Source organism: Streptomyces sp. NPDC048420 (genome assembly GCF_040651535.1).
GTDB lineage: Bacteria > Actinomycetota > Actinomycetes > Streptomycetales > Streptomycetaceae > Streptomyces.
The window spans coordinates 241,859-255,067 of record NZ_JBEZKG010000012.1; the positions used below are offsets into that span (position 1 = coordinate 241,859).

Here is a 13,209-nt window from a genome sequence, read left to right on the forward strand (position 1 = left end):
GGCGATTCACGCACGCCGGTAGGGTCCGGCACGTGATCGACATCCCGGCGGAACTGGCGGCGACACAACAGCTTTACAACGGCGACAAGGGACGGCAGTTCATCGCCGGACTCCCCTCGCTCGTCGCCGACTTCCTGGAGCGATGGGAGCTCAGACCGGACGGCTCCCCGATGCACGGAGTCACCGCGCTGGTCCTGCCCGTCCTCCGCCGGGCCGACGGCACCCCGGCCGTCCTCAAACTCCAACTCCTCGACGAGGAGAGCGCCGGCGAACCCGTCGCCCTGCGCGCCTGGGACGGCGACGGTGCGGTCCGCCTCCTCGACCACGACCCGGACACCCACACCATGCTCCTGGAGCGCCTCGACCCCACCCGCATGCTCTCCACCCTGCCCGGCACCCGCGACGCGGTCCTCGTCATCGCCGGCCTGCTCGCCCACCTGACCGCGGGACCCGCCCCCGCCGGAATACGCCGACTCGGCGACATCGCGCACGCCATGCTGGACGAGACCCCGGGCGCCCTGCGCCGCATCCCCGACCCACAGACCCGCCGTACCCTCGCCGACTGCGCGGCGGCCGTACGCGAAGTCGCGGACGAACCCGGCGACCGACTCCTGCACTGGGACCTGCACGACGAGAACGTCCTCGCCGCAGGCCGCGCCCCCTGGCTCGCCATCGACCCCAAACCCCTCGCCGGCGACCCCGGATTCGAACTCTGGCCCGCCCTCCACAACCGCTACGACCCCGACGAGACACTCTGGCGCTTCGACGCCATGACCGACACCCTCGGCCTGGACCGCGCACGCGCGCGTGCCTGGACCCTCGGACGACTCCTCCAGAACGCCCTCTGGGACATCGAGGACGGCCGCCCCATCCAAGAACGCCAACTCGAAATCGCCCACCGCCTGCGCACCCCAGGAGCCTGAGACGTGATCCGCCCCGCCACCCCCGCCGACGTCCCCGTCATCCACGCCCTCATCCGCGAACTCGCCGACTACGAAAAGGCGTTGGAGGAGGCAAAGGCGACCGAGGAGCAACTCCACGAAGCTCTCTTCGGCTCCCGCCCCGCCGCCTACGCCCACGTGGCGACCGACGCCACGGACACCGTCATCGGCTACGCCATCTGGTTCCTCAACTTCTCCACCTGGCGCGGAGTCCACGGCATCTACCTGGAAGACCTCTACGTCCGCCCGACCGCCCGCGGCGGCGGCCACGGCAAGGCCCTCCTCACCGAACTCGCCCGCATCTGCGTCGAACGCGGCTACCAACGCCTCGAATGGTCCGTCCTGAACTGGAACACCCCCGCAATCTCCTTCTACGACTCCCTCGGCGCCCACCCCCAGAACGAATGGACCGTGTACCGCCTCACCGACGAAGCCCTCGTGAAGGTCTCACGCATGCCCGCCCACTGAATGGGCACGGCTCACCGACATGAGCGTCACCCACACACCCACCTTCCTCCCCGGCCTCGAACTCTCCCGCCGCTTCTACGCCGAAGCCGTCGGCCCCTTACTCGAAGAGGCCGCCCCCGGCATCCCGCACTCCGCCGCCCGCATCGGCCCCGGCTCCGAAGTCCTCGGCTACGACACCCCCCGCTCCGCCGACCACGAATGGGGCCCCCGACTCCAGGTCTTCCTCCGCCCCCGGGACGTCTCCCGCCACGCCGGCCGCATCAGACACGTCCTCGCCGAACACCTCCCGAAGACCTTCCACGGCTACCCCACCAACTTCGCCCCCACCGGCGAGACCCGCGGCATCCGCGTCATGGAAGCCACCGACGGCCCCGTCCACCACCGCGTCGAAGTCACCCACGTCTCCTCCTGGTTCACCCACACCCTCGGCTTCGACCCCACAGCCACCATCACCCCCGCCGACTGGCTCGGCACCCCCACCCAGCACCTCGCCGAAGTCACCGCCGGCGCCGTCTTCCACGACGGCCTGCACGCCCTCGCCCCCGCCCGCACCGCCCTGCGCTGGTACCCCCACGACCTGTGGCTCTACGTCCTGGCCTGCCAGTGGCAACGCATCGCCCACGAGGAAGCCTTCGTCGGCCGCTGCGGCGAGGTCGGCGACGAACTCGGCTCAGCCGTCGTCGCCGCCCGCCTCACCCGCGACCTCATGCGCCTGTGCCTCCTCATGGACCGCCGCTACCCCCCGTACAGCAAATGGCTCGGCAGCGCCTTCGCCCGCACCTCGGCGGCCGACCGCCTCACCCCGATCCTCACAGCGGCCCTCGCGGCCACCGACTGGCACGACCGCGAGCACCATCTCGCCGCGGCCTACGAAACAGTCGCCGGCCTGCACAACCAGCTCGGCCTCACCGACCGGGTCGACCCGACAACGAGGCCGTACCACTCCCGCCCCTACCGCGTCCTGCGCGCGGACCGCTTCGCGGAGGCGCTGATGGACCGCGTGGCGGACCGTGCGATCCGAGACCTGCCCCTCCCCGGCCCCACGGACACCGAGCCGGAGAACCTGCGCAAGCCACGACCAGAACGGGCCTGACATGAACGCCATCCTGATCGGCGCCCTCGCACCCCTGACCCCGCCCGGCTGGGTCCAGGCGGGCCGACACCTCCTCGCCGGACTCCAACTGGCAGTCGACGAGGTCAACGACACCGGCGGGATCCACGGAAGACCACTGGAACTGGTGGTCCGGGACACGGCCGCCGATCCGGGACGGGCCACGGCAGCCGTGAACGAACTCGCGGCCCTGGGCGTGACCGCCCTCGCCGGCGAGTACCACAGCGTCGCCGCCCGCGCCGCCGCCACCACAGCCGACGCCCTCGGACTCCCGTACCTGTGCTCATCCGCCGTCCTCGACACCCTCACCGAGCACCCGACGAACTGGGTCGCACGCCTCTCCCCACCCCAGTCCCGCGGCTGGCAGACCTACGCCGACTTCCTCCTCGATGCGGGCCACCGCCGCATCGCCGTGGCGACCGAACCGAGCGTGTACTGGGCCTCGGGGGTCCGCATCCTCCGCGACCACCTCACCGTGACCGAACTCGACGCCCGCACGGCCCTGTGCGACGAACTCGTCGACCACCGCGCGACGGCCCTACTCCTCCTCACCGGCTTCCCGGAACCGGCGGTCCCCCTCGTCAGGTCCATCCGCCAGGACCAGCGCCTCACCGACCTGCTGATCGGCGCCCCGGCCGGCCAGCCGGAGTTCACCGCCTGGTCCGCACTACTGGGCAAGGACGGCACGGAGATCCCCTTCCTCCGCTACCTCCCCGAGCACCTCGGCCCCCTCGCCACCCGAGTCGAGAAGACCCTCCGCGACCACCTCCCCGAACCCCCGTCCTTCGTCGCCTTCGAGGGCTACGACACGATCCTGGTCCTGACCGCCCTGCTCCGCACCCACGGCCCGCACCGCCCCCGCATCGCCGCGTCCTGGCCCCACATCACGGTGGAGGGCACCCGCGGCGAGATCCGCTTCTCCCGCACACCCGGCGTCGGCGTCTGGCAGTGGACCCGGCCACCCATCCAGGTCGTGGACCGGGATCCGGGGGCGCCGGATCGCTTCCGAGTCCTCCACACAAGCCAAAACCCCAGGTCAGAGAGTGTCTGACCTGGGGTCGATGGAGCCCCCTGTCGGATTCGAACCGACGACCTACGCAGTACGAGGACTTGCACGATCATGACGGCTGCGTCCTGGTGATACTCGACGGTCCAGTTTTAACTGGTCAGCGACGTTCAGTCTGATGGCCGATCCCGCTCGTGACGGCCTCTGCTTCATCGTCCGCTCACGCAGCGCTCACGCAAGACAGCCGTCTCGATGAGGTGCGGGGCGGCGGCAGCCCTCACCTTCGCCAACTGTTTTTGCAGACTCTCCGCGTTACCGAAGTACCGCAAGCTAGCATCAAGTTGACTCGGGTCGGGAGCCGTACTGGCCTGCGACTGCACCAGTACTACATGATCAGAGGCATGGGCGTCTCCGCTAGCTACCAAATCCAGGACCTCCCGCTACAGTGGCGCGCTGCCCCTCGGCGATGGGGCCATCCGCTGCACAGTCTGTGCAGCTATTTCGCCATGTTCCCGCCTCAGTTGGCACACTTCTTCATCGACTGGCTCACCCAGCCAGGCGAGTCCGTCTATGACCCGTTCTCCGGTCGCGGGACCGTACCGCTCCAAGCTGTTCTCCAGGGGCGTCGCGGATACGGCAGCGACGCCAACCCGCTGGCAGTGGTCCTCTCGCAGGCCAAGACGCGGGTGCCGAGCAAGCGCGCCCTGCTCAAGCGCCTCGCTGATCTCGAGGGCAGCTATTCGCCGCATGCCGTGTCGATCGCCGACGAACCCGCCAACATCTCCATGCTCTACAGCAAGACGACGCTGCGGCAGCTGGTTTGGCTCAAGGAACGGCTGGATCGGACGAACGACACCGACTGCTTCTGGATCGCCACGATCCTGGGGATGCTCCACGCGAACCACAACAAGTCCGGCCCGCAGGGCTTCTCCATCAGCATGCCGAACACGTTCGCGATGTCCCCTGGTTACGTGGCGAAGTACATCAAGGAGCACGGCCTCGTACGACCTGAGGTCGATGTCTTTGCCATGCTACGGAATCGGCTGGAGCGCCTGGATCTGCCGACCGCCAAGCGGGAGGGCGGCAAGAGCTGGGCCCACGATGCCACGACAACAGCACCATCATGGCTCGTCCAGCGACGTCCGAAGCTGATCTTCACGTCCCCCCCGTACCTGCAGGTGATCAAGTACGGCAAGTACAACTGGGTCCGACTCTGGTTCCTGGGCGAGACATCCTCCGATGTCGACCAGCGGCTCATGGCCTCTGCCTCACTCACTCGATACATGGAGTTCATGAAGTCGGTCTCGGCGAACCTTAGGCACGTCATCGCCGAGGACGGCTACCTGTGCTTCGTGATCGGGGATGTCCGCCGCGGTGACGACGACCTAAACCTCGCCCAAGCCGTCTGGGACGAGGTACTGCACGACCAGGGCTGGCACCTGCACGGGATCATCGCCGATGAGATCCCTCAGGACCGCAAGGTGAGCCGCATCTGGAAGAACAACAGCGGTCGGGCCACCAAGGTAGACCGGCTTCTGCTACTCAGCCCCACACCTCAGAAGCTCCCGGACGTCGTCCCGCCGTCCTGGGCACAGAAGTTGTCGTTCGCGAACGCGCGCAGCTAGGACCTCACAAGAGGGGGAACCGCAACATGACCATGCTCGAGGAGCTCAAGCAGCTCGCCAGCGTCGATCTCTTCGCGGAGAGCCGCAAGGAAGACGCCTTCGTCGGCCGGCCCTTCTACCTCGACTTCGACCGCCTGCGCTTGATGAGCAATGACAAGTGGAAGCAGAGCGTCGGTGGTGTTCCCGCCGGCGCCTTCCTCCTCGCGCTCTACACTGGTGAAGCTGGCATAGATGAGGCCATCCTGCTGCGGGTCTTGCGCCCCACCAAGCTGCCGACCGACGACGACATGGTGATGGCCATGGTCGACCACTACAAGGAAGCCCCTCGAGACGACAGCGGCACCCCGCTCGACTCCTACACCCGGTCCGAATTCCAGTTCTCGGGTCTCGAGTGCCGCGTAATCGGCACCTTCTATCGGGACGAGACCCGCACTACTCGCTTCGCCGGCGACCTGGACAACTTCTACGCCCCGCACAATTACCGCGTCGTCAAGCCTCGCGGCAACGTCCTCGAGTACATCGTCAACTTCCGCGAGCAGGGCATACCTGGAGGTAAAGGCGACGAGCGAATCGGCCGGATCCGCTACAGCTCCAGCCTCCGCCACCACACCGGCGATGAGGTCCCGGTCTACGTATCCGCCTTGGACTTCCTTGGCAAGCGAACCGCCCTGTTCGGCATGACCCGCACCGGCAAGTCCAACTCCGTCAAGAAGATCATCCAGGCCACGGTCGGGATCTCCGGATCAGGCGTGAAGATCAAAGACGAGGAGATTCTCCCCGTCGGTCAGATCATCTTCGACATCAACGGCGAGTACGCCAACGCCAACCAGCAGGATGACGGCACTGCCATCTTCCAGCAGTACCCAAACGACGTCACCCGCTACAGCGTTCTCGGGAAGCCTGGCTTCAAGGTCATGAAGCTGAACTTCCATCGCTCAATCGCGGAAGGTCACTCGCTACTGGCCGGCCTGCTCGACGACGACTCGAGCACTTACACCCGTGCGTTCTGCTCAATCGACTGGACCGAGCCCGACCCTGAGGATCGATCAGCCACCACGCGCTACGGCGTCAAGAAGGCCGCTTACCAGGCGTGCCTGAAAGCCGCTGGCTACAGCAACGGCGGGGCACCGATCAAGTTCCAGTCAAACGCCGTAATCATGGGCAGTGGCATCCCCGGGCTCGACGGAGTCGACCCAAGCAAGGGGATCTCCCTCGACGACGCCATCGCGTGGTTCACAGCTGCGTGGGAGAACTACGCCGAAGCCCAGGGACCCTTCCAGACCCTGAAGCGCCAGAAGAAAGGGCGCGACTGGGCCGACGAGGACACCCAGACGCTTATGCGCTTCCTGACTCGTAAGGCCAAGCCCGGTGGCAACGCCAACGAGGCGGGCTTCCGCAAGCTTATGAAACACAAGATGCTGCACACGGATACCGTCGCGAACCCGTTCGACGACGAGATCGTGGGCTTGCTCCGTGCTGGCAAGATCGTGATTCTGGACCTCTCCCAGGGCAACCCTGATATCCAGCGCACCTACTCCGACCGCGTCTCGCGCAAGATCTTCAACGAGGCAATGGACCGGTTCATCAACAACGAACAGACGAACTTCATCCAGATGTACTTCGAGGAGGCCCACAACCTCTTCCCCCGCAAGGACGACAAGGACCTCACCCAGATCTACAACCGCATCGCCAAGGAGGGGCAGAAGCTCCGACTCGGCCTGTGCTACGCGACGCAGGAGGTCAGCTCGATCTCCGGCAGCATTCTGAAGAACACCCAGAACTGGTTCGTCTCACATCTGAACAACCGCGACGAGCTGCGCGAGCTCGACAAATTTTACGACTTCGAGGACTTCACGGAGAGCCTGCGGCGTACCACCGACAAGGGATTCATTCGCCTCAAGACCGACTCGAACACGTTCATCGTGCCGATCCAGGTCGACCCGTTCAAGGTAGCGGGGGTCTGAGCATGGCCTACTCCAGCGTGCACGGGCGTAAGCCCATGGAACGTGCCAGCAAGATCTCGCACACCAACATCATCGCCTCGGAGGAAGTCAAGAGCCTCTTGGCCGAGTGCACCATCCCGCGACCTGCTGACACGGAGACCGTCCAAGATCTACTCGTCCGGGTACCACTGCCAGCGAGCCAGACCATCAAGCACGTCATCGCGGTGGATGGCAGCTTCCGCGAGGCGTTGGTGCGTGACGAATTCCCCTCAGCCACCGTCACCTTCTTCGCGTTCGGCCCACTAATCTTCAAGCTAGACGACCTGCGGCAGCTCGACGATGAGACATTCATCGCGCCCGAGGACCTCGCCAAGCTCAAGAAGATCCAGCGATTCCAGCTTGCCCTTCCCACGCGCAACATCTCCCGCAACGGGCTCGGTCTCCAGGACTCGATCCGCCTGACGCTCCACGAGTTCCTCGCGCGTCCGGTCGACGGCGACAAGTCCCTTTACGACACCCTGCGCTGGCTGCTTTTCCGTCGCTGGACGACTTCCCCGGACGTCCAGCGCGCACTTCGACACTGCCCGAACAAGAGCGTCAACGGGTGCACACGGGAAGAGATCGTGCTCACCCCAGACACCCCGTACCGTTCCGAGTGTATGAACTGCGGCGGGCCGATCTACTTGGCCGATGTTCTGCGCCTGCATGAGCTCGTCGACGACGAGCAAGGCGCCAGCCGAATCACCTCCTACCTGCTCTCCGCGCTCGAAACTCTCGCCTTGGTCCACGTGATCCACGCGCTGTGGGAGATGAAGCCGGTCCTGTTGCGGGAGTTCTTGTTCATCAAGGACGGCCCGCTCGCTCTCTTCGGTCAGGTTTTCACTCTCGCCGAGCCCCTGCGCGATCTGGCGAACTTCCTTGCCTCGTACCGTGATCCATCGGACCAGAGCAAGGTCCTTCCACTTCTCAACGTCGTGGGCCTTGAGAAGAGCGGATCTTTCGTGGAGCACGCCGTACACATCGAGACGAGCCTCGGCAAAGCGCTCGAAGAGGCCCAGGCCGAGGGTGACCTCGCTGGTGTCGTACTCCCTCTATCGAACGAATACATCTACAAGTACGTTGTGCCCGGTGATCCCGGTGGGACGATCACGTACGGGCAGAATACGTACTGGGGCGGAAAGATGATCTTCAAGGCGAAGGATGGCAGCACTTACGTGGCGACCGTCCCGACCCTCGGCGGACACAAGTCCGATCCAAAGTTCGAGGACTACATCAACGTCGCCAATGTGCTGGCCGTCGTCTCGGAGCTCCGCTGCTCGATGTATGACAACGCCTTGATTCCTGTTGCGCTTGCGAATCGCCTTGTCTCCCTCTCGGAGATTCCGAGCAGTCGCATCCTGGAGAATTTCGCTCGCGGCACCATCCGCACGTAGTCAACCCAGTACGTCGATCGACGAGGGTGGCCGAGGAGCGATAGGCGCCTCGGCTGCCCTTCATGCAACCGACCGACCAGGCTGTTTAGGAATCCCCTAGACATTCCCGAGGACCTCATCGCCATCCATCGAGTGACACCTCAGGACCCTCTTCAAGGTAGCGGTGAAGCGCACTGGCGGTCGTCTCTACGAAGCTCGCCGGGATGGCACCTACGTCAACCCACCGGACCTGGGCATGTTTGCGAGGTTCACGGTTTTCAGGTTCCCCAGTCCATTCATGCGCAGCGAAGACAACGGTGAGGAAGCCGTTCGGAGCTTCGACGCCCCAGGCCCCATGGATGATGTGGGCGACCTTCAAGGACTCGGGCTTCACGGTCAGACCCGTCTCCTCGTACAGCTCGCGTACGGCGGTTACGGTAATTGGCTCGCCGGGTTCGCTCTTGCCCACCGGCAGATCCCACATGCCCTGCGCGAACTTGGCATTCTCGCTGCGCTGGAGAAGGACGATGCGGTTGGTGGCCTTGTCGTGGACGATGACGGCGGCGACCAGCAGGGTCATGGATTCGAGGGCGGGCGGCAGGGCTTTAGGCTGGTCGTCGGTTGTCCGCTGAGCCACGGCGTGTGTCCCTTCGTCGGCCGGATGAGGGCAGCTTAGGCCAGCGCTTCGCGTGCGCGGCGGGCGAGTTCGGTGGCTCCGGGCACTTTGCGGCGCTGGTAGACGGCGAGGGTGGAGCGGAGCGAGGTGATGGCCTTGCGGGTGCGGTCGGAGGTCATGCCCTCCATCAAAGTCAGGGCCTGTGACCAGGCGGCGACGGCCTCGTCGGCTCGGGCCTGGGCGGCGAGGCTGTCGCCGAGGTCGGCGTAGGTGAGGGCGTGGACGCGCTTGTACTTCTCGGGGTCCCAGCGCGCCAGAGCGTCGCGATGTTGTTGTGCGGTGCCGACGTAGTCGGCGAGGTCGGTCAGGGTGCGGGCGGTGTGGCTGGCGACGGTGCCGGCTGCCGGGCCGCTGACGCGGGAGTAGCTGGGCTGCGGCCCGTCGCCACGCAGTAGGGCGTCTTCGGCAGAGAGCAGAGCGCGGGCCGCTGCGGGCTTCGCGCCTGCGGCGGCGTAGGCGCGGGCGTGTGTGATGTGGAGCAGGGCCTCGGTGTGGCCGTCGACGTGGCCCAGGCCGCGGGTGAGGGCTCCTTCGACGAGGTCGACGCAGTGGTGGGGCTGTTTGAGGCTGAGGGCTTGGTGGGCGAGGGCGCGCATCATCCAGGCCGCATGGCCGTGCGGGTCGGCTTCGCAGGCGAGCTGATAGCCGACCTGGTAGTAGCGCTGGGCGGCGCCTTCCTGGCCGAGATCGTGGTGCTTCCAGCCTGCCAGGTAAGCGAGTTCGGCCACAGCGCCGAAGGCCGCATGCCGTAAGGCTTCGCTCGGGAAGCGCCCGCGGAGCATGGGGGCCGCGGTGTCGGCGAGGTAGGCAGTCACCGTGGTCAGGCCATGACCGCCCCCGAGGCGTTCGTCTGCCGCGCTGAAGGCTGCGGTGATCTGGCGTACGACATCCACCTCCTCCGCCCCGACCATGGAAGTACCGGTGCGGGCGCGGAGCATGCGAGCAGTCGCCTCATGGTCGTGGGCGAGTGGCATGGCGACGCCGGCAGTGGTGAACGCGGCCACTGCGAGGAAGCGGCGGCGTTCGACATCAGCGCGGCCCAGGTCAGTTGCGGCCAGCACGGGATCCCGCTCGTCCGCCCCCTCAGAATCCGGTGCCCGGAGCCCGATCTCGACCAAGGTAACGGTGCGGCCTGTCCGCCGGGACAGGGCCTCGGCAAGGTACTGCCCGGTCTGTCCGGTCGGCTGGCGTGTGCCGTTCGCCCAGTGGGAGACGGCCGACTTGTTGGTCTGGAGGAACTCGCCGTTCTCGGCGGCGATGCGCCGGATCTCCTTCGCCAGGGCCTCATAGGTGCAGCCGATCGCCTCGATGACATCACGCAGACGGGAGTTAGGACCTCTCGGCGCTGCCACGATCGCCTCCCGTTCGGAGCTGTAAACCGCGTATACCGCTTCAACTGCCTCTCACCGTACCCACTGAGAGTGACAGAGGGTTCACTGAACATCAGCCACCCGGCCTCAGTCCGACACCGTGACCAGGCTCCCCTCTTCGGCCGGGCGGCACCCCGAAGTTCCGTATGCCTACACCGGGTTCGGGCACTCCTGTGCCCGAACCCGGCCGATCAGAGACGGAGACACGGTGACCACCATCGACACCGCGGCCATCACGGCCGTACTGCCCCAGGCCTTCGACGAGCGCTGGAGCCGCCTGCCCGGCGTCCAGGTCGACGGCCGACGCATCACCATCGACCCGGCCGAGTACTTTTTCCGCTTCGAGTCGAACACGTGGCTCGTCGCCGACTGGGAGCTTGTCAAGTCCCGGCTCCTGCACGTGGAGGAGACCACCGAGAGCGCGGTCGAGCAGCTCACGCTGGAGTTCATCAAGACCCACGCCGAATCCATCTCGGACGCCGCCCGCGTGCTCACCACCGCCTACGAGGTGTACGCCTACCTCTTCCGCGACGAGCACCTTGCCAGCCTCGGCCTGCCGCAGATCACGGCCGAACACCTGCGGATACTGCGTGAGGCGGCCACGCTGATGGCGCTCAACAAGGTCGAGCTGGACGGGCACATCTCCAACGTCGGCCCGTGCTGGTTCTTCCCCGCCGCCACCTCGGTCGTCTTCGACCTGGACGACGAGATGGGCGGGACGCTCGACGAGGTCTACCACGGCGGCTGGTTCAACGAGCACCGCCGCATCGAGTCCATCAAGGCCCACGCTGCCCTCGGCGGTCGGCTGGTGCACGGCTGCCAGTCCGTGCCGGACCAGTCCGGCGGCGTCGTGGCGCCCTACGGTGCGTCGATGGCCACCTTCCGCGACGACCTTGCCGCCTTCAAGGCCGGATGGATCGAGCAGGTCTACGCCCACCGCGTGAGCCGTGCCGCGTAGCACCACTGCCCTGGATCCGGGGCGGGCCGGCCCTTCTCACCCGCCCCGGACGCCACCGACCTCCCGGGAGCCCCCACATGACCGCGAACCCCAGCTCCGAACTCCTCGACCACCTGCTCACTCTGACCGGCCGGACCACCAATCATCGCGAGGAGGTACGTGTGTGGTCCATGTCCGGCGTCGAACGCCTCACCTTCACCGACGGCACCACGGCCGTCTTCAAGTACGCCAAGAAGCCCTTCGACAGCGAGGACCAAGCACTCCGGCTAGCCCACACCCTCGGTGTCCCCGTACCCACAGTTCACTCCTCCGCCGTCCTCGACGGCTGGCTCGGGATGCTGCTGGAAGACCTCGGCACCCCCATCCGCGACGCCGACGATCTCGACGGCGCAGCCGCAGCCGTGGTCCTGCACCACACCCGAACAGCCTCCGCCCTCCCCGTCCTCGACCAGGAGCGGCTGCGCGGCCTGCCGAACCGGGCCCTGGACCACTTCGCCCAGCTCCGCAAGACCGAAAGGTGGCAGGACGCGGACGACATCGAGGACGCGCTCGACCAGATCGCCCAGGCCGCCGAGGAACGCTCAGCCGATACAGCCGTGGCCCCATTCGGCTGGGTGCACTCCGAGTTCCATCCCACCAGCCTCCACATCGGCCGACACGGCTGGCGACTGCTCGACTTCGCCCGCACCTTCACCGGCCCCGGCCTGCTCGACCTCGCCAGCTGGCACGGCACCATCGACGAACCCGACCCCGTCCGGCTGCGCGTCTTCCTGGAGACCTACGTCACCGAGGGCGGCACCCCTGACACCCTCGCCGAACGAGGCGGTCTCCACGCCGAGAAGTGGGCACTGGGCTGGCACCGCATGTGGGCCGTCGAGTGGTTCATGGAGCAGTCCATCCGATGGATCAACGACCCGGCCACCGACCCCGCCTACATCAAGACCGTCCGCCGCCACCTCACCGACGTCCTGCGCCTCCTGGAGGTCTAGGTGCTCGCCCAGGCTTCCCCCTGGTACGTCCACGCCCTCCAACGCACCACGGCCAGCCCCGCCGAGCCGCTGTCCATACCCGCACGGATGGAGTGGACCACCCGGCCGGGCACAGGGCCCGGAGCCGAGATCCTCGGCCCGGACCTACGCCACAGGCGAGTACTGGAACTCGGCTGCGGCCCCGGCCACAACACCGCCCACCTCGCCACCCGCTACGGCGCCCAAGTCACCGGCGTCGACCTCGTCGGTCTCCAGGTCCGCCGAGCTCGCTCTCACTACAGCCGGCTGAACAATCTGACCTTCGTCGCCCGCCACGCCCTGCACTTCCTGCAAGCCTCCGACGAGCACTTCGACGCCATCTATTCCGTCTTCGGAGCCGTCGGCCTGGTAGCCCCCGAGCTCCTACTACCCGCCATCGCCCAGCACCTCAAACCCGGGCGGATCCTCGCCTTCTCCGTCCCCCACCCCCAACGCCGCGGTCGGCGGCCCACCCCCCACGACAGACCCTGCCGCGACTACGTCACCCTCCCTGACCGCACCCGACTACCCATCACCCGCTGGGACTTCGACACCGACCGCTGGGAGAAACACCTCGCCTACTCCGGCCTCTGGCTCACCTCGGCCCAGGAGTTCCACGACGCCCGCCACGGTGCCTGCTGGCCCACCACCCTGCTGATCACCGCCCGCAAGCTCTAACCCTCAGCCCCGGC

The 13,209-nt window shown here is 66.6% G+C and carries 12 protein-coding genes; 10 read left to right on the forward strand and 2 right to left on the reverse strand.

Annotated features, from left to right (window positions below):
* The first annotated feature begins 32 nt into the window (after positions 1–32).
* The 7 genes from AB0D34_RS24130 (at position 33) to AB0D34_RS24160 (ending at position 8,527) form a co-directional block, all read left to right on the forward strand.
* Complete coding sequence (locus AB0D34_RS24130) at positions 33–923, forward strand: aminoglycoside phosphotransferase family protein (protein ID WP_362664589.1); 891 nt, start codon at positions 33–35, stop codon at positions 921–923.
* Positions 924–926: 3 nt separating this feature from the next.
* Positions 927–1,409, forward strand: a complete 483-nt coding sequence (locus AB0D34_RS24135) for a GNAT family N-acetyltransferase (protein WP_362664591.1) — start codon at positions 927–929, stop codon at positions 1,407–1,409.
* 19 nt (positions 1,410–1,428) lie between these two features.
* Positions 1,429–2,502, forward strand: a complete 1,074-nt coding sequence (locus AB0D34_RS24140; RefSeq protein WP_362664593.1) for a DUF4037 domain-containing protein — start codon at positions 1,429–1,431, stop codon at positions 2,500–2,502.
* 1 nt (position 2,503) lies between these two features.
* Positions 2,504–3,571 carry an ABC transporter substrate-binding protein gene (locus AB0D34_RS24145; RefSeq protein ID WP_362664595.1) on the forward strand — a complete coding sequence of 356 codons (1,068 nt, stop codon included), beginning with the start codon at positions 2,504–2,506 and terminating at the stop codon, positions 3,569–3,571.
* A 356-nt stretch (positions 3,572–3,927) separates the two neighbouring features.
* The gene (locus AB0D34_RS24150; RefSeq protein WP_362664596.1) at positions 3,928–5,151 is read left to right on the forward strand and encodes a DNA methyltransferase; all 1,224 of its coding nucleotides are present in this window, start codon (positions 3,928–3,930) and stop codon (positions 5,149–5,151) included.
* A 26-nt stretch (positions 5,152–5,177) separates the two neighbouring features.
* Positions 5,178–7,115, forward strand: coding sequence for a DUF87 domain-containing protein (locus AB0D34_RS24155; RefSeq protein WP_362664598.1), 1,938 nt, complete (start codon positions 5,178–5,180; stop codon positions 7,113–7,115).
* 2 nt (positions 7,116–7,117) lie between these two features.
* Positions 7,118–8,527, forward strand: coding sequence for a hypothetical protein (locus AB0D34_RS24160; RefSeq protein WP_362664600.1), 1,410 nt, complete (start codon positions 7,118–7,120; stop codon positions 8,525–8,527).
* A gap of 115 nt (positions 8,528–8,642) precedes the next feature.
* On the opposite strand, the gene AB0D34_RS24165 is transcribed toward AB0D34_RS24160, so the two are convergent.
* Positions 8,643–9,143 carry an NUDIX domain-containing protein gene (locus AB0D34_RS24165; protein ID WP_362664602.1) on the reverse strand — a complete coding sequence of 167 codons (501 nt, stop codon included), beginning with the start codon at positions 9,141–9,143 and terminating at the stop codon, positions 8,643–8,645.
* A 35-nt stretch (positions 9,144–9,178) separates the two neighbouring features.
* Positions 9,179–10,534 (reverse strand): tetratricopeptide repeat protein, encoded by a 1,356-nt coding sequence (locus tag AB0D34_RS24170; protein WP_362664604.1) that lies wholly within the window; start codon positions 10,532–10,534, stop codon positions 9,179–9,181.
* A gap of 226 nt (positions 10,535–10,760) precedes the next feature.
* On the opposite strand from AB0D34_RS24170, the gene AB0D34_RS24175 reads away from it, so the two are divergent.
* The 3 genes from AB0D34_RS24175 (at position 10,761) to AB0D34_RS24185 (ending at position 13,195) form a co-directional block, all read left to right on the forward strand.
* Positions 10,761–11,510 (forward strand): hypothetical protein, encoded by a 750-nt coding sequence (locus AB0D34_RS24175; protein WP_362664606.1) that lies wholly within the window; start codon positions 10,761–10,763, stop codon positions 11,508–11,510.
* 77 nt (positions 11,511–11,587) lie between these two features.
* Positions 11,588–12,499: an aminoglycoside phosphotransferase family protein gene (locus AB0D34_RS24180; protein WP_362664607.1), complete on the forward strand. Its 912-nt coding sequence runs from the start codon at positions 11,588–11,590 to the stop codon at positions 12,497–12,499.
* Positions 12,500–13,195: a class I SAM-dependent methyltransferase gene (locus tag AB0D34_RS24185; protein WP_362664609.1), complete on the forward strand. Its 696-nt coding sequence runs from the start codon at positions 12,500–12,502 to the stop codon at positions 13,193–13,195. It abuts the gene before it with no gap.
* Positions 13,196–13,209 lie beyond the last annotated feature (14 nt).